At 46.5% G+C, this 21003-nt stretch carries 15 protein-coding genes and 1 riboswitch; of the genes, 10 read left to right on the forward strand and 5 right to left on the reverse strand.

What is annotated here, in order from left to right:
* Positions 1-9: 9 nt before the first annotated feature.
* Complete coding sequence (locus ACFQ0N_RS26310) at positions 10-1365, reverse strand: dipeptidase (RefSeq protein WP_379331954.1); 1356 nt, start codon at positions 1363-1365, stop codon at positions 10-12.
* A 248-nt stretch (positions 1366-1613) separates the two neighbouring features.
* Between ACFQ0N_RS26310 and ACFQ0N_RS26315 the strand changes: the two genes are divergently transcribed.
* A complete protein-coding gene (locus tag ACFQ0N_RS26315) occupies positions 1614-2339 on the forward strand; it encodes an SMI1/KNR4 family protein (protein ID WP_379331956.1) in 726 nt (241 codons plus the stop codon).
* Between the two features lie 138 nt (positions 2340-2477).
* Here the strand turns inward: ACFQ0N_RS26315 and ACFQ0N_RS26320 are convergent, their stop codons facing one another.
* The 3 genes from ACFQ0N_RS26320 to ACFQ0N_RS26330 all read right to left on the reverse strand — a co-directional run bounded on the left by ACFQ0N_RS26320 (position 2478) and on the right by ACFQ0N_RS26330 (position 7037).
* Positions 2478-3134 (reverse strand): class D sortase, encoded by a 657-nt coding sequence (locus ACFQ0N_RS26320; RefSeq protein WP_379331958.1) that lies wholly within the window; start codon positions 3132-3134, stop codon positions 2478-2480.
* A 70-nt stretch (positions 3135-3204) separates the two neighbouring features.
* On the reverse strand, positions 3205-5262 hold the full coding sequence (locus tag ACFQ0N_RS26325; protein WP_379331960.1) for a SpaA isopeptide-forming pilin-related protein: 2058 nt from the start codon (positions 5260-5262) through the stop codon (positions 3205-3207).
* Between the two features lie 137 nt (positions 5263-5399).
* A riboswitch (cyclic di-GMP riboswitch) is annotated at positions 5400-5487 on the reverse strand.
* Between the two features lie 134 nt (positions 5488-5621).
* A complete protein-coding gene (locus tag ACFQ0N_RS26330) occupies positions 5622-7037 on the reverse strand; it encodes a DUF4832 domain-containing protein (protein ID WP_379331962.1) in 1416 nt (471 codons plus the stop codon).
* 156 nt (positions 7038-7193) lie between these two features.
* Between ACFQ0N_RS26330 and ACFQ0N_RS26335 the strand changes: the two genes are divergently transcribed.
* The 7 genes from ACFQ0N_RS26335 to ACFQ0N_RS26365 are packed head-to-tail and all read left to right on the forward strand — an operon-like array spanning position 7194 to position 18110.
* Positions 7194-9386: an NAD-dependent epimerase/dehydratase family protein gene (locus tag ACFQ0N_RS26335; protein WP_379331964.1), complete on the forward strand. Its 2193-nt coding sequence runs from the start codon at positions 7194-7196 to the stop codon at positions 9384-9386.
* Positions 9379-10272, forward strand: coding sequence for a hypothetical protein (locus ACFQ0N_RS26340; RefSeq protein ID WP_379331966.1), 894 nt, complete (start codon positions 9379-9381; stop codon positions 10270-10272). The genes ACFQ0N_RS26335 and ACFQ0N_RS26340 overlap by 8 nt, the downstream gene beginning before the upstream one ends.
* A gap of 1 nt (position 10273) precedes the next feature.
* Entirely contained in the window at positions 10274-12106 is a 1833-nt protein-coding gene (locus ACFQ0N_RS26345) for a DUF2194 domain-containing protein (RefSeq protein WP_379331968.1), read from the forward strand.
* A gap of 7 nt (positions 12107-12113) precedes the next feature.
* Positions 12114-13562: a GT4 family glycosyltransferase PelF gene (gene pelF / locus ACFQ0N_RS26350; RefSeq protein WP_379331970.1), complete on the forward strand. Its 1449-nt coding sequence runs from the start codon at positions 12114-12116 to the stop codon at positions 13560-13562.
* The gene (gene pelG / locus ACFQ0N_RS26355; RefSeq protein WP_379331972.1) at positions 13538-16681 is read left to right on the forward strand and encodes an exopolysaccharide Pel transporter PelG; all 3144 of its coding nucleotides are present in this window, start codon (positions 13538-13540) and stop codon (positions 16679-16681) included. Before pelF ends, pelG begins: the two co-directional genes overlap by 25 nt.
* A 2-nt stretch (positions 16682-16683) precedes the next feature.
* A complete protein-coding gene (locus tag ACFQ0N_RS26360; RefSeq protein ID WP_379331974.1) occupies positions 16684-17394 on the forward strand; it encodes a polyphosphate polymerase domain-containing protein in 711 nt (236 codons plus the stop codon).
* A gap of 29 nt (positions 17395-17423) precedes the next feature.
* Positions 17424-18110 carry a DUF4956 domain-containing protein gene (locus ACFQ0N_RS26365; protein WP_379331976.1) on the forward strand — a complete coding sequence of 229 codons (687 nt, stop codon included), beginning with the start codon at positions 17424-17426 and terminating at the stop codon, positions 18108-18110.
* Between the two features lie 74 nt (positions 18111-18184).
* On the opposite strand, the gene ACFQ0N_RS26370 is transcribed toward ACFQ0N_RS26365, so the two are convergent.
* A complete protein-coding gene (locus ACFQ0N_RS26370) occupies positions 18185-19387 on the reverse strand; it encodes an HD-GYP domain-containing protein (RefSeq protein ID WP_379331978.1) in 1203 nt (400 codons plus the stop codon).
* Between the two features lie 203 nt (positions 19388-19590).
* On the opposite strand from ACFQ0N_RS26370, the gene ACFQ0N_RS26375 reads away from it, so the two are divergent.
* Positions 19591-20199 carry an N-acyl amino acid synthase FeeM domain-containing protein gene (locus tag ACFQ0N_RS26375; protein ID WP_379331980.1) on the forward strand — a complete coding sequence of 203 codons (609 nt, stop codon included), beginning with the start codon at positions 19591-19593 and terminating at the stop codon, positions 20197-20199.
* On the forward strand, positions 20193-20954 hold the full coding sequence (locus tag ACFQ0N_RS26380; protein WP_379331982.1) for a ThiF family adenylyltransferase: 762 nt from the start codon (positions 20193-20195) through the stop codon (positions 20952-20954). The genes ACFQ0N_RS26375 and ACFQ0N_RS26380 overlap by 7 nt, the downstream gene beginning before the upstream one ends.
* Positions 20955-21003 lie beyond the last annotated feature (49 nt).

Here is a 21003-nt window from a genome sequence, read left to right on the forward strand (position 1 = left end):
TGGGTTTGTTCAAATTGTTTGCAAAAACTCCACAATTGTCAACAGCCCTTTATCGAAGTTTTCCAGATGGAAATGCTCATTAGGCGCATGCAAATTCTCAGTAGGCAGGCCAAAGCCCATTAAGACAACGTCGGCAGATAGCTCGCGCGACAATGCTTCAACGATCGGAATTGATCCGCCATCTTTCGTAAATACGGGACGGACGCCATAAATACGCTCATACGCATTAGCAGCCTTTTGCAGGATTGGCAGCGAGGTATCGATTGTGAACGGATTTCCCTTCTCGCGCTGTACGACCGATACTTGCGCCCCCACAGGCGCATGATTTTCGATGTGGCGTGTAATTTTGTCCAATATATCCTGCGGATCTTGCTTGCCGACCAACCGGCAAGTAATTTTGGCATGCGCTTCGCAAGGAATGACCGTCTTCGTTCCCTCTCCTTGAAAGCCGCCATACATCCCGTTAATCTCCAAAGTCGGGCGCGCTCCGGTCTGCTCCACATATGTATAGCCGTCCTCACCGAACAATGCCGACAGGCCAAGCCTCTGCCTCAAAGCTTCCTCATCAGTCCCTTTGCGGGCCAGTTCAGCGCGCATTTCCGCCGTCAAGTCCGGGACGTCATCATAAAATCCGGCTACCGTAACCCGGCCTTGCTTATCATGCAAGCTGGCCAGCAGCTCGGCCATCGCATGGAGGGCATTGGGAACGCCGCCGCCATAAGTGCCGGAATGCAAATCTGTATTGGCCGTGCGCAGCGAAATATCCAACGAGCAAAGACCGCGCAACCCTGTGCAAATAGACGGACGGCCAGGCCCCAGCAGCTCCGTATCGGAAATGAGCACTGCATCTGCAGCCAGCAGCTCCCGATTGGCTCCCAGGAAATGATGCAGGTTGGCGCTCGAAATTTCTTCCTCGCCTTCAATACATACTTTAATATTAACCGGCAGCGACTGCTCCTGCGATAAAATCGCTTCAATGGCTTTCAGGTGCAAAAACAGCTGCCCTTTATCGTCCGTCGCCCCGCGGGCATACAGCTTGTTATCGCGTATTTCCGGTTCAAATGGCGGAGATTGCCACAAATGAAGCGGATCGACCGGCTGTACATCATAGTGGCCGTAGACCAGAATTGTCGGCTTGCCGGGAGCGTGCAAGTAATCGGCATATACGATAGGATGGCCAGCTGTCGGATGAATTTTAATATTTTCCAATCCCGCCCGCTCCAATGTTTGTACTAGCCACTCGGCAGCTCGATTGACATCCTCCTTATGCTCCGATAAGGCCGAAATGCTGGGGATCGCCAGCCACTCCTTCAATTCTGCGAGATGCTTCTCCCGGTTCCCGGCAAAATATGCAGCGTAATTCACATAACCCCTCCTTGACAAAATAATAAACCTATTCAAATCTTACCATGAAGACGAGCAGACCTCCAAATCGCCTTATGCGTGGCCGCGGCGTAGTCGAATGATGGGCTCGCTAGCCGAAAGCATGAACCAGACGCCTATTTTTGGTAGAATGGTAGTGTTTAACCGGAGCGGTCAGACTTGCCGTCCGCGGGGCTGCCCCTCATATCGATTATCGGCTTATTGCCGCTTAAGGAGAGGATGATAAAGCGATGTACCTTGTATCCAATAAATCGAACCCGGTTGCTTCCGAGGAGACAGAACGGATGGAACGGGAATGGAAGGTCAAATTTCCGGATGACTATATCCGGTTTCTCGCCCAATACGGGGAAGGCACCTACAAGGGCTGGTTGAATGTGCAGGCGCCCGACCCCGACGTGCTGCCGCCGTTCGTCGAATACGGCTTTTGGGAACACGACGAGACATGCCCGATTACAGAGGAACAAATCGGCCAATGCATCTCGATCGGAACGACCATAGACGGGGATTTTCTTGCCGTCCATCCGGATGTCGATGGCGTGCTCTGGCTGCCCAGACATTCGGAGCGCATTGCCGCCAAACCTGCCGCGGAGCCCGATTATACGGCCTTCCTGGATCGGATCTATTACGAAGCCTATGGGGATGCCGAGCATGTTCCAGCTTATTTCGAGCCGTGGAACGCTACGCGGCAGCATGCTTTTTTTCATTTCACGGCCGAGGGGGATCGCCGTCTTGCAATGCACGATCTGGGGCAGCGGTGCAAGGAACGGTTCGGGCCGGATCTTGTGATCGAGAACGAATATACTGGAATATTGTTTTTCCAATCCATGGGGGGCTACGTACGGTTTAATTATGCGTACGAGCGGGAAATCGCGGTTTTTTACGAACCTGATAGCGGGACGCTATTCGATGAGATGATGCAATTTCTCAAGCGGAATCATTGCCGGATACTGACTTGACTGAGAAGAAACGGCTGACGCGGTCCTTGGTGCGAGACAAGTTTCTTCCCTTAGAAATGTGTATAGGGTGAAACTTATAAATGCCATAAGATCGAAAAAAGCGAATCTGCATCCGTATGCTGATTCGCTTCTATAACATTATTCTTCTATTTTGGCGTGGACGATCAAACGATGAGTGGGATTAACAAGCGGGTCGCAGGTAATAAGCGTAAGAACCTTATCCTTATCATTACGATTAAGTACCGATACATCCTCCGGTTTTACCCTTGTTGTGTTGAACACGGTATAGACATATTCGTGGCCTTGCTTTTTGACGACAACCTGATCGCCTACAGCTACTTCATTCAGCCGATTAAAGAGCCTTCCTTTTTTGCGCATGCGGTGGCCGGCGATGGCAGCATTGCCTACTTCACCAAGCGGTGTCGTTTCTTTCATGTGTGCAGTCGCATGCCGCATATTCTCTTTAGTCGCTCCTTCAAGCACCGGGACCTTCAAATCAATCTTGGCGATTTCTAAGGTAGCGATTGGCACCGCCTCTTCATCGTCATCGTTCACCGCTACGGGCTCCGGCACCATCTCAGCCTCCGGCTCCGTCTGCTCTTCATCAAAAATATCGTCCAGTCCCCTGTAATGGGTCTGAACCTGAGGCGCAGCCTCTGTATCATAGGCAGCCATAACATCTTCCATTTCATCCAGCAGCCTGGCTTCCCGCCGCTCATCAATCCAATTCGTGATAGACGGATAGAGCATAACAATAATACCCGCAATAATGAGTAAAGCCGCAATTTTTCGCATCTTTATGCCTCTTTTCAAACCGAAAGAAGTAAAGGGAGCAGAGTCCCTTTACTTCTTTCTTTGATTCCACCTATTGCTGGCTGTTCTTCTTCAGCTTCCTGCCTCTTAGCAACAATAATCCAAGCGCAGACAATCCAAGGCCGCTCCAATAATAAGGAGTCGGGCTAGTTTCTCCGGTTTGAGGGAGCTTATCTACTGCGGCTACTTTATCTCCCAAGCCCGCTAGCGGGACGGCCTCTGTCTCAACAGAAACAGTTTCTTCTATTATAGCGGGTTCTTCCAAAAGTTCATCAGTCAGATCCGGCTTTTCAGCTCCATCTGCTTGGCCGCGCGGCACCTCTTCATCAACGATAGTCACTAATTCCCCTTCATCTGTCGGTTCGACAGGCACATTCGGGTTTTGCGGCGTCACCGGTTCTACAGGATCTATTGGATGATTAGGATCCGGCTTCGGACTCTCGGTACCTGGGTAAGGATTCCAAGGGTAGGGAGTCTCTGGATCAGGATCCGGATCCGGGTCTGGCTTCGGATTAGGCGTGCTTTCTTTTTGGTTTGTGAAAGTAAGCGAAACCTTTGGTGATTGGAGTGAAACCGAATGTTTCGTTCCATCCAATTGGTAGCCCTTTGGTGCGGCGGTTTCTTGAATAACATAATCATCATACTTCAAACCTTCGAATACTGCAGTGCCGTCTGCATCTGTTGTTTTCGAGGCGATAACAACCAGTTCCCCTTCAGTATTCTTGCGGCTCAAGGTGAAAGCAGCGCCTTCCAGTTTCCTATTTTGATCGTCGGCATCGACTTTAACGATTTCGATTTTGCCTTCCGGGTCTGGATCTGGCTTCGGATTCGGGATCTCCGGATCTTTTCCTTTCTTCTCCACGATCACTTCATTCGTAGGCACATTGCCCACATTGGCAATATTACTTACTTTCGCTCCCGGTTCCAGTCTGCTGAAATCGACTTTGTACTCAATTTTAGGTTGTTCGCCAGCTTTAATGCTTCGGTTATCATTAGTAACTGTCAGCTTGTGCTCAACCGGGTCATACGTATAGGAGAACTGATCTGTAACTACAATTGAATCTTCGATTAAATCAACGCGGCTGTCAATCAAATCCGTTACAACAATGGAGTTCTGCTTGAACTCGCCAAAGCTGTAGAACTGAATCGTATAATTAACAATTTGATCCGATCCTTGATCGCTGGACAGCAGTTCTTTGTCTGCCTTTTTAAGAACATTGATCGCTCCCGCAGTTTTACCGAGCTTTACGATTTCCGCTGTATACTCTTTTTCACCGTCAGCGGTGATTTTCGCGCTATTGTTATACTCTGGTTTTAGATCAACGATTTTCATTTCATATCTAATGAAGTAAGCCCGTTCGATATCGCCAAAATCAAAATGAATTTCATTATTGTTAACGCTCCAATGTGGCGGCTTCTTTAGTAGATTTTCCTCCTCATACGGGGAATCAACATAGAACTTCATACTATCCTCTACTAATTCAAGACCGGGCGGGATATAGTCCACGACCTTTACATTTTTCAAATCCTTCAGTGCACCGTTTACACGAATATAATATTCGATAGGTTTTCCCGGATCTGTTACGACACCGTTGTGATTTTCATCAAATCCTAGATTGCCGTTCCACTTTTCTATCAGATTTTCTTTAGGACCGCCGTTACCGGGATCAACAATCGTAACATCGAGCGTCGTAACCATATTTTTGATTGTTACCACAATCGGCAATGTCCCCGGCTCAGCCTTCCAGCTTAGCGTCGCCTCTAGCAGCATATACCCTTTAAGGCCTGACTGCATATTAGCACCGAAAGTGCAAGTTACCTCAGTTTGCGAAGTTTCTTCATTTTCCGTTATTGAGCAATCGCGAATATGCTCGGGCGGATACTTTGGCGTTACATCCTTTAATATAGAAGGCAACGTAAACGTTAACTGATCGCCTTCATTTATGGCCCCCACCTGTTTCGCTTCATATTCTACCTTTAATGCAATATACTCGCCGCGATTGAGCTCGTACACATTGGAGGTTACTGTATAATTAAATCCAGGATCCCCCGTTGCAATAGCAGATGACGGCGCTAGGATCAAGCTGCCGAACAGTCCCCAGAGCAACATAAAAGCTAATACTCCATAACTCTTACTCTTCAAAACTCGCACTAAATGAGCCAATTTCTCACCTCATTTACATATTATAAGTCTCTGCTCAGTTTTATGCTGTAGGTCAATAAAAAAGACTGCCACGATAAAATAATCATGGCAGTCGAACGGTCATAGCATTATACAATGCGTTAGACTCAGACTTTGCGTCCCACCCTTTCGAATGGTTTGCGATTTTCATGTTATATGTTATTTAACGATACAGCTATAAATTCCGGCAGAAGCTAGACTTGATTCCATTTTATCACAATCTTCCACACATTTGTTAAACACTTTTTTACTAATTTTATAGGTAAGATGGATTAGTTGTGCCGATATTACTTTATAGCCATAATTTTCACTGTCCCTAAGGCAAACCGACCATCCTCGCGGCGTTCCTCAATAGCAAAATCGACCCCCGGCTTGCCATTGCTCGGGTCAATGATTGCTGCGTTAACCGTATATGTGCCAGCGGCTAATGTTTTAGGCAGCGGTAGAGAAAAGACTGCTTTGCTTGTTCCGGGAAGCCATTTGCGAATATCCTGATCCGTGTTCATTTTTACTGCAATTGTTCCGTTCTGGTCTGAGAGTGAGAGCTCGAACGGCCATTCATAGTAAAACGGCGCCACACCCCGGTTTTTCACCTGCAATTCAATATTCAAACTCTGCCCGGCCTTGACAGTCTCCTCATGTGATTCTTCGGTGATGACAAAGCGATAACCAATCGTTTTCAAAAACCGGTCAATATTGCTCTGGTACTTTGTATCTTCCTCACGATAGGGCGCACTTGGCCCCAGCCACGAAACATGTGTCATGCGCGCTTGACGCAACGTTTCTTCAATTCTGCTGTCCTTCATAAAATTGGAATCGGGCATGAACTCGCCACCGCTCGGCGCTTTCGTCCAATAATTCAACATGGCAGGCTCCTTTTCCTTTGTCAGCCATGAAGTATAACCTTTCGTAGACCATTTGTAGAATTCATCGATCGTAGAGCGCTTATCGCCAAATGCATCATTATACAGTCCCATGCCATAAGCCACAGCGATCTCATGCGGGCGCCGCATCAGCAGATGCTTGTCTGGAAACGACTTCGCATAATGAGTGGCGTACTGATCGGTAATGCTGCGCTTAGGAAAAACGATCGCTGTATCGCCATCATTTTTTGTATGCCATTCTCCCCAATGACCCACGCTCCCTAATTGCACAAAAGCGATCTGCGGATTGTTGTTATACCTTTTCCCTAATGCTTTTAAAAGCAGCTCATGATTTTTAATTAAAGCGGGATGCGTATAATCTGGACTAAAACCTTCACCATAATCCATGCTGTACCATTTCCCTTTATGGCCTATTTCTTCATAAAGCCAGTCCGGTATGTCCATATGAGATTCGCTGCGCGGGTAATCCAGGATGACCCGAATGACCAGATGCACTCCCTGCTCCTTCCAATAAGCCATGTTGAACTTTTTTTCCACTTCTTCAAAAGCGTACTTTCCTTTTTCCGGCTCAAGCTCCCGCCAAGTCATATTTGCATGCGCCAGACGTACAGGCTGTTCGATGTCGCTGGTAGTTCTTGCATCTGCAACAAAGCCTATATAGGGGTTTGCCAGCACTTCCTCTGATTCAACCGGTTTGAACAAAGTACGTTTCACCTCTTTGGCTGCATCCGAATTATTAAAGATTAGGACACTAGACACACCAGCAATGAGCGCAAACAAAAAAAGTGCCATAATTCGACGAAATAACTGTTTTTTCATGGTTTTCCCACCTCTCAAAAAATGCGAAATAGTCCTTTTTTACAATTTGTTCAGTATTTGTATAGATTCTTGGTGTATTGTATATTTCGTTGTTGTATACTGATAATTATTACAACTTTCTAATGGAAAATTCATATAAAAGCGGTGAACCTAACGATGAAAGTACTCGTAACAGGCGGCTACGGCTTTATCGGCTCTTTCGTAGCAGAGCGATTCCACAAGGAAGGCTATGAAGTTTTTTTAGTGGATGACATGTCCACAGGCAATAAAAAAAATATTGATTTTAAGCATACGGGCTATATTTTACCAGTCGAAGACCGCAAATGCGAGGAGATTTTTCGCAGCACACAATTCGATGCAGTTGTCCACCTTGCAGCACAAGTCGATGTCACCACTTCCATGAGTAATCCCCGACTTGATACAAAATCCAATATTTTAGGCTTGTCCAATATGCTTTCATTATCACATAAATATGGTGTGAAAAAATTCATTTTTGCTTCATCTGCTGCAATTTACGGTCAAAACGATCGTCTGCCGCTGCCCGAAAGCGAGCCCGGAAACCCAATTTCGCCTTATGGCTTGAACAAATGGCTAGGAGAAACTTATTGCCAAAAATGGAAAGAAATATATAATTTGGAAACTATATGTTTCCGCTTTTCTAATGTATACGGCCCTCGCCAAGGCAGCGTTGGGGAAGGTGGCGTTATTTCTATTTTCAATGAACGTACAATCACAGGCAAAGATCTCACTGTTTTTGGAGACGGCGGACAAACACGCGATTTTATTTATGTAGAAGATGTCGCCGATGCAATCTATCGCGCTTCCTATTCTACTTTGACCGGTGTCTACAACCTGTCTACCAATACTGAAACAAGTGTGAACGAGCTTGTGGAAACGCTGCGCGCTCTTCACGGGCCAATAGAAGTTAAATATAAAGAAAGCCGCCCCGGAGATATCTATCGTTCAACACTGGATAATACACGGATCAAGAATGCACTGGATTGGACGCCAAAGTATTCCTTTTCAGAAGGTCTTAAAAAAACATACGAATGGTTTGCTGGAGATCAGAAGAGTAAAGAGGCTGTTGCCAACAAAGAAGAGACAACAACCGAGACTTCTTCCTTTTCCAAGTTCTTCAGGGCATCGCTTCCCTACGCGGAAAATTTGCTCGCATTTGCTATTACTGCATGGGCAACCTTATCGCTGCAAGACACTATGTATGACTTGATCGACTTCCGTCTGGTTTATATTATCTTTTTAGGTATTTTGTACGGCAATCGTCAATCACTAATTGCAGTTGCGCTCTCCATCTTCTTGTTCATTTACCAACAATTATTTAACGGACGAGAGATGGTTTCCCTATTGAATGATACGAATTTCTTCTTCCATACAGCCGTCTATTTATTCATCGGTCTGATCGTCGGCTACGCAATCGAGCGTAAAAATCTCAAGATACATACACTCGAAGAAAGCAAAGCGACGTTGGAAGAGAAATATACCTTTCTTAACGATGTTTATAACGAGACACGCCTTGTAAAAGATGGCTTGCAGATGCAAGTGCTGAACAACAATGACAGCTTCGGCAAGATCTACTCTGTAACGAAGGAACTGGAGAGTCTCGAGCCGGAAAAAATATTTACTTCTACTATAAGCGTACTAGAATCGACGATGAAAGGACAAGGTATTTGTATTTATACGACGAATAAAAATGGCACTTATTTGCGGCTGGTCTCCCACTCAAGTGGCGGCTCCTTTAATTCTGCCAAATCGCTCAAGGTAGACGAAGAGCCATTCGCCCGGCATGTGCTGCAGGAACGTACGTTATTTGTGAATAAAGACTTGGATGGCCATGCTCCGATGCTTGCCGCTCCGGTCTTCAATAATGGCATACCGGTCATTGTGATTGCGATTTACAATATGCCGTTCGAAAATTTCACCTTGTCCAGCCAGAACTTGTTTAGCGTCACAGTCGAACTGGTTTCTTCAGCACTGGCTCGGGCCCTTGCCTACGTACAGGCTACAGAAGAACAGCGTTACCTTCCGGGCACTTCCATTCTGAAACCGGAGGTATTTCTCGAAATTGTTAACAGCAAAGAACAGGCCAAGTCCAAGCATGGTATTGACTACGTCTTGCTCTCTGCTTCCCCCGGTAAGCGAAACCTGCTCGACTGGTCAAATGAAATTTCGCGCGTGCTCCGCGAGACAGATTATATTGGAGCCGGAGAGCATGGTGAAATAATGGTGCTGCTTAGCAATTCTACTAATGAAGAAGCTGCCCATGTGCTGGAACGATTGAAGAGCAACGGCATATATCTTCACCTGACAAAAGAGGATGAACAATATGTTTGAGTGGATCTATATACTCTATGTTATTGTATGCGGAGTTTTAATTGGACTGCTCTCCAGAGGCGACAGACGGGAATGGGCCATGCGAATGGCCCTCGCCATAGGGCTGCCTGTTGTCGGTTTTTTGCTGCCTGCTTTTTGGCCGCAGCGCAACCGCTCGGCAGAAGAGTTGGAAAAAAACCAGCGGATCTTCGATCATTTCGACTTGTCTGGCGCCGCTAACATAAAGCCTCTCAGCAAGCCTGATACAGAAGAAGAGATGAATCTTGTACCTTTGGAAGAAGCGCTGCTTATTAACGATTACCCTACTCGCCGCCGGGTTATGATTGACCTGTTGAAGCAAGATTCCTTGGAGTATTTGGAAGTGTTGCAGATGGCAGTCAGCAACGACGATACGGAAACCTCCCACTATGCCGTCAGTGCCATAATGGAAATCAAACGGAAGCTGACACTGCAATTGCAGCAGTTTGCCGTACAATATGAGGAAAACAAGGATGATCCTTTCTTATTGCAAGCTTATGCAGATGTTTTGAGAAGCTACATGCAGAGCGGCTTTCTTGATGAGCGGACCTTAACCAAGCATCGATATACATATTCCGGCTTACTTGGCCGCCTGCTTGAGCTCATACCTGATCATGAAAATAATTATTGCGAGAAAATCGATACTGACTTGCTGCTGGGCGAATATGTTCTTGCAGAACATACTGCCGTGGCTTATCTGCGGCAATGTCCTCATAGTGAAGATGCCTATTTGAAACTAATGAAAGTATACTTTACTACCCGTTCGATCGACAAGCTAAAAGAGACGCTTGAGGACTTGAAAAATTCTCCATTGCGTTTATCGAACCAGGCGCTTATGAGCGTCCGATTCTGGACGGAAGGAGCCTAAGATGGAACATAAAGTGCAACTCAAACGAAATGTATACATTATTCTTGCCGGTATTTTATTACTCGCTGTTGCCATTCAATTAACAAGCTCCAAATATGTCCTGCAATCAAGCCGAAATGAAGCATTGCCCGGACAGAAGCAGATATGGAAGCCCGCCGCGGCCGATGCTGCAGCGCTGAAGCCCACAGGGGTCCCGTATTGCATCCTTTATGACAGCAGCAACGACGAAAGTGTGTTAGTTCAAAAGCAAACCGCGCGTACGCTTGCTTATATGAAGAAGCCGGTCGAGTCGTTTGATGTGAATAAGAACCGCTACACACCATCAGCTTGTTCAACGGTTGTTATCGCTACGGAACGGCTGGATCTGATCGGTGATATGGATGAGCTGTCCCAGTATGTCGAGCAAGGCGGCTATGTTTTCGTGGCTATTCGCCCGGATGTGAGTGACGCCTTCTATCGCATCTATCGCAAGATGGGGATTATCGGTGCAGAATTGCTCGATCAAACTACCGGAATCAAACTGGTCTCCAATGTATTAATCAGAGAGAAAGGCTTGACAACTACTGATTCTTTTGTCGGGAACTCCTCTCTTCTAGTAGAGCTGGATGATAACAGTCGTGTTCATGCCGTGTCGAATGAGGGCGTCCCTTTATTATGGGATTACACATACGGTAAAGGAAAGTTTATGGTATTGAACGGGACGATGCTGATCGAGAAATACAATCGGGGATTTTTCGCCGGAGCGATTAGTATGTTGGAGCCAGACTTCATCTATCCGGTCTTCAACTCGAAGCTCTTCTATATTGATGATTTCCCGGCGCCGCTGCCTCCAGGCATAGATAAGCAAATTTATGCTCAATACCACCGCACCATTCCCAATTTCTATAAAGAGATCTGGTGGCCGGATATGCTGCGGGCAGCCAAACGGTTTGATGTAAAATTTACCGCTGTACTAATTGAATCGTATCACGATAATGTACAGCCCCCATTCAGAGCGCCTATTGATGCCGATTTGCGCGGCCTCATCGCCTTCGGGCGAGAAGTGCTGAAAAATGGCGGCGAAATCGGACTGCATGGCTATAATCACCAATCATTCACACTGAGTAAGAAAGTCGCTGATGAATTCGATTATGTTCCTTGGGTAAGCACCGAAGATATGGCGGAATCCGTGGAAGAAGCCATACGCTTTGCGGCAGAGGCTTTTCCAAACTATTCGATGGTCTCCTACGTGCCGCCGTCAAACGTAATGGATCCTGAAGGACGAGAAGCGCTCAAAAAGGGCTGGCCAAACCTGGCTGTTATTTCTTCTCTCTATGGTGAGGATGCTTCCGGCGTTGCATATGTACAAGAATTCGAAATTGCTAATGATGGCATTCTGGAGATGCCGCGGCTGACGTCGGGTTATTATGAGAGGCCTTTTGATCGCTGGATGATGGCAAATGCGATCACCACGCACGGCTTTTTCTCGCACTTTATTCATCCGGATGATTTGCTTGATGCCGAAAGGGGACAATCGCTGGATTGGGAGCATCTCTATTCCCAATTTTCAGCTATGTTGAAACGGCTTGATGACACCTACCCTTGGCTGCGTCAAATGACGGGTGCCGAGGCCGCAGTTGATATGGAAAAAATGCTCAATAGCCGCGTCGATTTTACACAAGACGAACACGTCATTCACGGTAAAATCGAGTCCTTTCAAAGCAAACAATATTTTATATTGCGAACTTCGCGAAAAATGACGGAGCTTTCAGGCTGCGAAACAAAAAAAATAGACGATGGCGTTTATTTAATTACTGCACATAAAGCGGATTTCGAAATCAAATTAGGAGATTGAACCTTATATGCGAATATGCATCATTGCTGAAGGATCCTATCCGTACATTACCGGCGGCGTTTCCAGCTGGATCCACTCCTTAATGACGAATTTGCCGGAATTCGAGTTTGTCATCCACTCGATCGGCGCTCACCGGCAGCAGCAGGGTCAGTTCAAATATACGCTGCCGCCAAATGTCATTGATGTAAAGGAAACATTCCTGGATGAAATGCTGGATGAAGCAGGAACAAGTAGCCGGGTCCGGCTTGACGCCAATCAGAAGGAAGCCTTTCTTTCACTGCTGAGCGGGAACGAACATGTCGACTGGGCCGGAATATTTTCATTGCTGCGCAACGAGCAGTTCCAAAGAGCCTCCGACTTTTTAATGAGTCGGGATTATTTTGATGTCCTGACCCGACTATGCGAAGAAAAATATTCGCAAATACCATTTACAGAAATGGTCTGGACCGTCCGCTCCATGGTTCTGCCTTTGTTCTCATCTGTACGCGAGGAGATCCCGCAAGCAGACCTTTATCATAGCGTCTCAACCGGCTACGCCGGCGTTATCGGCGCGCTGGCCAAATATTTATACAATAAGCCCTTTCTCCTGACAGAGCATGGCATTTATTCAAGGGAGCGAGAAGAAGAAATTATTAAGGCTGACTGGGTCAAAGGTTATTTTAAGGATCTGTGGATCGACTACTTTTACCGGTTATCCGGCTCCGCCTATGATAGTGCTGATCAAGTCATCACCCTGTTCAATCGCAATCGCGAAATTGAGATTGAGCTTGGCTGCCGGCCGGATAAAATTGCAATCATTCCGAACGGCGTTCACCTGCAAAATAATCAAGCCGAGCCCGCCGCTGTGCTTCCCGCGGCGGCTCCTAATGTAGTCCGGCTCGGGGCAATTGTCCGAATTGTACCGATCAAAGATATAAAAACGATGATTCACAGCTTTGCGCTTGTTAAGCAGCAGGTGCCGGATGCGGAATTGTATATCATGGGTCCTGCCGATGAAAATGATGAATATCATGAGGAATGTTTACAGCTGGTAGATTCCCTTCAAGTCGAGGGCATTACCTTTACAGGCGAGGTGCGCGTTGCCGAATATTTGCCTCATATGGATCTGATGCTGCTGTCAAGCGTCAGTGAAGGCATGCCGCTCGCCGTTATGGAGGCAATGGCTTCCTCCAAACCGGTCGTTGCAACCGATGTAGGGAGCTGCCGGGAGCTGCTGCATGGCCGTGACGATGGCATAGGGCAAGCTGGCGAGATTGTACCCGTCATGCATTACGAACAAATGGCCAATGCCATCATTCAGCTTTGCGCTAATCGCAAGCTTCGCGAGCAAATGGGAAAAAACGGGTTAGAGCGCATACGCAAGCATTACATGCATGACAAATTTATCGCAAGTTATCGTGAGCTTTATTCATCAATGGGAGGGGTGGAACAATGGCGGGCATCGGCTTCGAACTAAGAAAGCTGTTCCATGAGCAGGGGTTGCTGAGCAGTATCCGCGCTTACGGCTATTCCTCACTTACTACTGCCGGCCCTACTGTTCTTTGTATTTCCATGATTATCGCCATGCAGCAAATGATGACATTCAGCGGCGCTCCCTTTCTGGAACGAGAGCTGCTGCTTGCCACAGTTGTCTATTGTTTCATTTTCTCAATATTAATTACAGGCGGCATTTCCATGCTGCTTACCCGGTTTATTTCCGATGCCATGTTTAATAAGCAGTACGATCACCTGCTTTCGTCATTATATGGCGCAATTGCTGTTTGCCTGCCTGTAGGGGCAATAAGCGCCTGGCTCTTTTTACGTGGTATATCAGCAAGCTTTGGCTACAAAGCGGCAGCTTTCCTCTTTTTTACCGAGCTAATCGTTGTGTGGCTGCAGGCTGTTCATCTTTCGGCCTTAAAAGATTACAAGCGAATCGTCCGCAACTTTTTGTATGGGATAGCAATTGCAGTTCTCGGTTCTTGGATTGTCCTGACATTTACAGCATTCAAAAGCGCGACAGCGGTACTTGTGATGATTGATATCGGCTTTCTTGTTATCGCTCTGCTGTCTGCCCGCCATTTTGAGCATGTATTTCCGCCGAGATCCAGCAAGCTTTATTTCCAATTTCTAAGCTATATTCGCAAGTATCCGGCTTTATTTTTCATCGGCACTTTCTTCTATGCCGGGGTTTATATTCATAGCCTTGTATACTGGTTAGGACCGTTTCATGCGACAGTCGCCGATTCATTTGTCATTTCACCCTTATATGATTTGCCGGTATTTTATGCTTATTTAACCATTATCCCTACATTGGTCACTTTTGTTGTATCCCTGGAAACGAACTTCTATGAAAAATATCGTGACTACTATACAAAAATATTAAATGGCGGCAATTATGCTGAGGTCACACGGGCAAAACGGGATATGCAGCGGACTTTAATGCAGGAGATCAGCTTTATAATGGAGGTACAATTGTTGTTTACAGTTATATCGATCGCACTAGGCATTAAGCTGCTCCCGGCTATTGGATTTACAATGGAACAACTTGAGACGTTTAATTTGCTCGTACTGGCCTATTACTTATTTATTACCGCCTTTATTGTGATGCTGCTGATGCTTTATTTTGATGATCGCAAAGGCGCGCTAGTGACAAGCAGTCTGTTCGTTGTTCTGAATGCCGGTCTCACCTTCTGGACGATGCAGGCCGAAAATCATGGTCTGGGCATGTTCCTTGCATCGTTTCTGACACTGGCCGTCGCTTTGGCGAGGCTGGTCAGCTATGTCCGTAATGTCGATTATCACACATTCTGTACTGCGCCTACACTAGCCAAAGGAAAGAATTCGCAGCGCCGCCCTGGTGCGCCGCTGTGGAAAAAGCCCAGCATTACGACAACGACCTCAGCCTTCATGTTAATTGCAGCAACGGTCTTACTAGCCGGGTGTACAAGCAATGCCGATGGAACTGAAGTTGAAAAGAACCCCAACTACGGGCTTGCGGAGCCTGTGGTTAAGCCTTTTGCTTCGTTGGATGGATTCCATGATGATAAACGGATCTATGAAAGAGATGTCGATACCGATGTTATTCCTCTTTACGTCACGATTTTACCGGATAGTTCAAAAGAAGACGGCGTTGATTGGTACTCGCTTAATCGTATTCGCAGCCGAATGGAAGAAGGCAAACTTGACGTTATTGTTCAAGAGGGCGCTGCTGACGGCAGCGGACCGGTTGAGGGCAGTTTCGGATATGGGGCAACAGAACCTAATGCGAAGATTGGTATTCGCGGCAATTCTGCAAGATACGCCGCGCAGCGGTCTTACAAAATCAAATTAAACAGCGAGGCCGGATTATGGCATGATCAAAGAATTGTTAATCTCAACAAACATTACTATGATCCGTCCCGCTTGCGTCAAAAATTGAGTTACGATTTCTTCGAAGAAATGAAGGATATTTCCAGCTTGCGGACGCAGTATGTCCATCTCTTTGTAAAAGATTTGTCACCGACCAGTGACGATGGCGACGAATTCGTTGATTACGGGTTATTCACCCATGTTGAAAATCCAAACAAAATGTATCTGAAAAACCATTGGCTTGATCCGAATGGCCAATTCTACAAGGCCAATATGTTCGAGTTTTTCCGTTACCCTGATGTACTGAAATCACAGTCGGATCCTACTTATGACCGGGAAGCTTTTGAACAGGTGCTGCAGATTGAAGGCCGCGAAGATCACGACAAGCTGCTAAAAATGCTGGATGATGTCAACAATGACGCCATTCCAATTAATGAAGTGATCGAAAAACATTTTGACCTGGACAACTATTTAACTTGGTTGGCATCCAACTTGCTAATGGATAATATGGACACCAACACGCAAAACTATTTACTCTATTCGCCGCTCAATTCGGACAAATGGTATTTTGTTCCGTGGGACTATGACGGCGGGTTTGAGCTTCAACGCAGCCATAACGGTTCCAGCGACTTCGAAAGCGGACTGAGCAACTACTGGAACGTCGTACTGCATAACCGCTTTTTCCGCAGCCAAGAAAATGTTAACTTATTGAAGGCGAAAATGGATGAGCTGTATCAGCTCATTAACAATGACTCTGTTGCAAAACGAATTGAGCTCTATCGGCCGATCGTCGAATTTTTCACTTCACGTTCTCCAGATAAAAACTTTTGGACGATTAAAAACTTTGCTCTGGATGAGGAGCTAAGGCGGATTATTGAAACACCTGCTCGCTCGATGAAGCGTTTTGAGGATGACCTTCAGCGGCCTAAACCAGTCTTTTTGGGGGATTTGTCGAAAAACGCGGATGGATCCTATACGTTCTTCTGGGACCAATCGTTCGATCTGCAAGGTGACGATCTTTTCTATGATTGGTCGCTTGCCAAAGACCCTGCCTTTACGCAAATTGTTGAGGAGCAAAAGGATCTGACCGTTACAGAGATGAAAGTGAAATCACTTGCACCGGGAACCTATTACTGGAAAGTAATTATCCGTGATAAGGAAGGGCACAAGCAAGTCGCTTTCGATCAATATGAAGATGATGAAGACAACAAGTTCTTCGGCATCAGGCAAATAAAGGTGGAATAGAATTGCAATTTCTTGGGCGCAAACTGCGGCATGAGTTGAAGTACTACTTGCATCCGAACGAGTATCTTGCCCTTCGGCAGCGTGTCTCCGCTGTACTTGAGATGGATGGTAACTCGCTGGGCAAGGACGGGTACGGCATTCGCAGTCTCTACTTCGACGGGCCGCATAATCATGCTTTGTATGACAAGGTCAATGGTGTCTTCTCAAGGGAAAAATATCGCATCCGCGTATACAACGGCAGCGATAAGGTCATTAAATTAGAGCGAAAAAGTAAATTTGGCGACTACGTCAGCAAGGAGTCTGCTTCTCTCACCCGCGAGCAATATGACCGGTTATTGGTCGCAGATGGATCTGTGCTGCAAGACGCCACTATTCCTTTACTTCGCGATTTTTACTTAGCTATCACGCAGCGGGGCTTTCGTCCCGCTGTAATCGTGGACTATGTGCGGGAAGCTTACGTCTACGAAACTAGCGATGTGCGAATTACGTTCGACAAGAAATTATCGGCCGGTATTAACACGCTTGACCTGTTTGATCCAGGGCTCGCTTCGGTAGAAGTGCTCGAACCGGGAAGAACAATTATGGAGATTAAATTTAACTCCTTCCTGCCTGAGGCCATTCGACTGCTGGCCCAGCCGCAAGCCCATAATCGGTCAGCCATTTCCAAATATGTACTCTGCCGGGAAGTCGGCATAAAGCATTTCAAATATTAGTGGACTTATAAAGCGAGGAGAAGAGTGCAATGGGGGATTCAAACGGCTTTAGCTTTCAGGATATCATTAAAAAAAGCGTGCTGCATCTGGATGCTTTTCGCAACGTATCCTATATTGACGTCATTATTGGACTTATTTCATCTTTTTTAATCGGATTGTTTATCTACTATATCTATCGCAAAACGTTTCGGGGTGTCGTATACAGCTACAACTATAACCTCACCTTCGTACTCATGACGATGATTACAACGATCGTTATTATGACAATCAGCACCAATATTGTATTGTCACTTGGTATGGTGGGCGCGCTTAGTATTGTCCGCTTCCGTACAGCAGTTAAGGATCCGCTGGATACGATTTATATGTTCTGGGCAGTAGCTGCCGGTATTGCGGTAGGAGCCAAGCTCTATCCTGTCGCGATCATCGGCTCCCTCGGGGTAGGATTGGCAATCATCTGGATGTCTCGCCGCAAAATTCGCGAACAGCCTTACTTGCTCGTCATCCGCCATGCCGATACTGCAACGGATGAGCTGCGGTCGTACCTGACTAAGCTTTCCTATCATTTGAAGTCCAAAACAGTGCGGAAAGACTTTATTGAGATGACGCTTGAAATCCGTTTGCGGGACGATAATACCGCCTTTGTCAACGAACTGTCTTCGATCAATGGCGTAGTCGATGTTGCATTAATTAATTACACTGGCGATTATGCCCAATAAGCTGCTGAGAACTTCATAAAAATCCAAATAAGGCTTCCGCGGCGGCGGAAGCCTTATTCATAGCAGTCAAATGCTTACAAAAAATCTGTAATAATCTCTAACTCTTCCACATCATCATTCGTTGCAATATAAATTTCAATCCACTTTCCCTTAATCGCCGGCAGCAGCTTCATCAGGTTGGGGTCAAAATGTGTGCCGTCCCCCGCTTCCAAGATCGCAAAGGCTTCATCAAGCGGGATTGCATCGCGATAGGCACGATTGGAAGTCAAGGCATCAAATACATCGGCAATCGCCAAAATACGCGCTTCCAGCGGAATATTTTCCCCTTTTAATCCCGCGGGGTAACCGCTTCCATCCCATTTTTCGTGATGATAGAGAACCCCGGGCTTGAGCGATTCAAGCATCTCTATTTTTTCAACCATGCGGCTGCCAACGACGGGATGTGTTTTGACAAGCGCATATTCTTGCGGCGTTAATGCCCCTTCCTTGCCCAGCACCTGCTCAGGAATATTAATTTTCCCGATATCATGCAGCAGGCCTGTTAAGCGAAGCTGCTTCAATCGTTTTTGGTCATTGTATTCCGGCAGCAGCCTGGCCAGCTCGACCGCATACTTGCTCACCCGCTCACTATGTCCGAATGTGTAAAAATCTTTGGCCTCTACGGCGACAATAAAGGTTTTTACTACTTGTTCTATCGAAGCATTGGCAGAATCCAGGATCGTATTGACTTGCGACTCATAAAGCTTGTTTAATTGTTGCAGCACCAAATAACTGAATGTAGCAATAATGGCATAAAGGAGAAGGCGATTGGAAAGATCAATCTGATCATAGCCAGGCACCAGCGGAAAGCTCGTTCCTAGTATAATCATTAAGAGCAGTCCCAGTGTGGAATAAGTGATCAGTACAGGACGATCACCGTAAAACGCCGCCGCGATCGGTATAAGCAGTAAATATCCCCAAGCTTCACGATATCCCGATCCGAAATAGAGACAACAAACGACAAAACAGATAAACAGAATAACAAGATGTTCAACAACAGTTGCCGATAGTTTAAATTGTCGTCTGCCCCACTCCAGCCCCCCCCATATGACAATGCAAATAATTAAAAGGGGTAGATTGGCCCGCGAATACGGAAGTTGGAACAGCGAGAAAAATGCATTCCAGCAAATGCTTAGCAGCAAGTAGACGGCAGCTAGCTTTAATAAAGAGTTATTGACCTGCTCGCGATGCTTTTGGTAGTAGCTTACCAGCAATTTGGATTTATCCGTCATTAACATGCGTTTTCTCATCCAGCCTTTTCGACAAATTCTGATCACCGATATACCAATCATTGTAACACTATTTTCTAATTCCAACTATATGATCATGCACTTCAAAGCGATAAAACTACTTTTGTCCGACAATTTCTCTGTCTTTTTACCTAGCTGCTGCTATGATTAAAAGGGTAAGTATTCCATTTTTGAAAGGAGTGGGCTGCTGGATGAGTGATCACGGCCACTATGTTTTCAGTATTGCACAGGGACAGCTCAGAGAAAAAGCGATTCAGCTTCATCATCACAGATATGAGGAAATAGGTTTTTTCAAAAAAGATGAGGTCGATCCGTATGAGCCATTTTCGATTTATTTTGCCGTACAAAGTCAGGATCAGACCGTTGTCGGAGTAACGCGGCTTATTAATTCCAGACTGGATGACCTGCCGACAATGAAGCATTTTCAAATTTATGACATTGAACGGGTCAAATTAACGGCTTACGACCGCAGTCGTTGTGCAGAAATTAGTGCTTTTACTAAAATGCCGGCGCATGATGTAGGAATGGGGCTCATTCGTACGGCGCTGCAGCACTCGCTGGACAAGGGCATTACCCATTGGGTATGCTGTATTGACGAACGGGTGTATAAATATATGCACCGCATGTTTAAATTTCCGTTCAAGGTCATCGGAGAAAAGCAAGTCTATCTGGGCTCGCTCACCGTACCTTGTGCGCTGCAGTTATCCGAATGCCTGGAAAATTTGAAAAAGTACCGCCATTCTTTATACGACTTTTTAACACGTCGCGACAGCGACAGAAAGCAGGTGTCACTGTGGTAAAAGAACAATTTGTGCGAAATTTAGGCGTTATGACTGAAGATGAGGTCGACAAATTGCAGCAGGCTACGATTGCGATTGCCGGATGCGGATGCATCGGCGGATTTGCCGCCGAACTGCTGGCGCGGATGGGAGTGGGTAAATTGCTGCTCGCCGATCCCGATACTTTCGATATAAGCAATATCAACCGGCAATGCGCGGCTACGCATTCGACTGTCGGACAATTGAAGGTCGAAGCATTGCGGGCGCATCTGCTCGATATTAATCCCGAATTAAGCACAGTGACGCTTGCCGAAGAAATTAATGAGCACAATGCCGCCGCCTTTGTCGAAGGAGCCGATTACGTCATTGATGCGATCGACTATTTTGCTTTTCCGGCTTCACTCGCTCTTCATCGCGCCGCGCGCGCACAGGGCCAATATGTGACGACAGCTGTCGCTCTAGGCTTCGGCACCTCTGTCCTGACCTTTGCGCCTGATGGTATGAACCTTGAACGGTACATCGGCATTCCGGAGACAACTACGATCGAAGAGGCCGAATCGATGGTGTTCCCTGCCGCCTCCTACAGCCAGAAGCTGCCGGCCTATGCTACGCCAGAACGAATTAAAGGCTGGATCGCTTCACAGACGATTCCTACGATTAGCGTTGGACAAGCACTCGGGCCGGGCGTGCTCGTTTCGCAGCTTGTACTGCACCTGCTGAATCGCAAGCAGCCAGCATTCGTGCCGGAAAGCTTCCAGCTGCAATTTGAAGACTAAGCAGGATATCCGACGACCAGTGAGAAGAAACGACTGACGGCATCCTTAG

It is taken from the genome of Paenibacillus sp. GCM10027626 (genome assembly GCF_042676285.1).
Taxonomy (GTDB): Bacteria; Bacillota; Bacilli; order Paenibacillales; family Paenibacillaceae; genus Paenibacillus_Z.

Coding starts and splice junctions, on each gene's coding strand:
- ACFQ0N_RS26315 (WP_379331956.1), top strand. CDS start 1,614: ATGTACCTTGTATCCAATAAATCGAACCCGGTTGCTTCCGAGGAGACA.
- ACFQ0N_RS26370 (WP_379331978.1), bottom strand. CDS start 19,387: ATGTTAATGACGGATAAATCCAAATTGCTGGTAAGCTACTACCAAAAG.
- pelF (WP_379331970.1), top strand. CDS start 12,114: ATGCGAATATGCATCATTGCTGAAGGATCCTATCCGTACATTACCGGC.
- ACFQ0N_RS26325 (WP_379331960.1), bottom strand. CDS start 5,262: ATGTTGCTCTGGGGACTGTTCGGCAGCTTGATCCTAGCGCCGTCATCT.
- ACFQ0N_RS26320 (WP_379331958.1), bottom strand. CDS start 3,134: ATGCGAAAAATTGCGGCTTTACTCATTATTGCGGGTATTATTGTTATG.
- ACFQ0N_RS26330 (WP_379331962.1), bottom strand. CDS start 7,037: ATGAAAAAACAGTTATTTCGTCGAATTATGGCACTTTTTTTGTTTGCG.
- ACFQ0N_RS26365 (WP_379331976.1), top strand. CDS start 17,424: ATGGGGGATTCAAACGGCTTTAGCTTTCAGGATATCATTAAAAAAAGC.
- ACFQ0N_RS26335 (WP_379331964.1), top strand. CDS start 7,194: ATGAAAGTACTCGTAACAGGCGGCTACGGCTTTATCGGCTCTTTCGTA.
- ACFQ0N_RS26375 (WP_379331980.1), top strand. CDS start 19,591: ATGAGTGATCACGGCCACTATGTTTTCAGTATTGCACAGGGACAGCTC.
- pelG (WP_379331972.1), top strand. CDS start 13,538: ATGGCGGGCATCGGCTTCGAACTAAGAAAGCTGTTCCATGAGCAGGGG.
- ACFQ0N_RS26340 (WP_379331966.1), top strand. CDS start 9,379: ATGTTTGAGTGGATCTATATACTCTATGTTATTGTATGCGGAGTTTTA.
- ACFQ0N_RS26345 (WP_379331968.1), top strand. CDS start 10,274: ATGGAACATAAAGTGCAACTCAAACGAAATGTATACATTATTCTTGCC.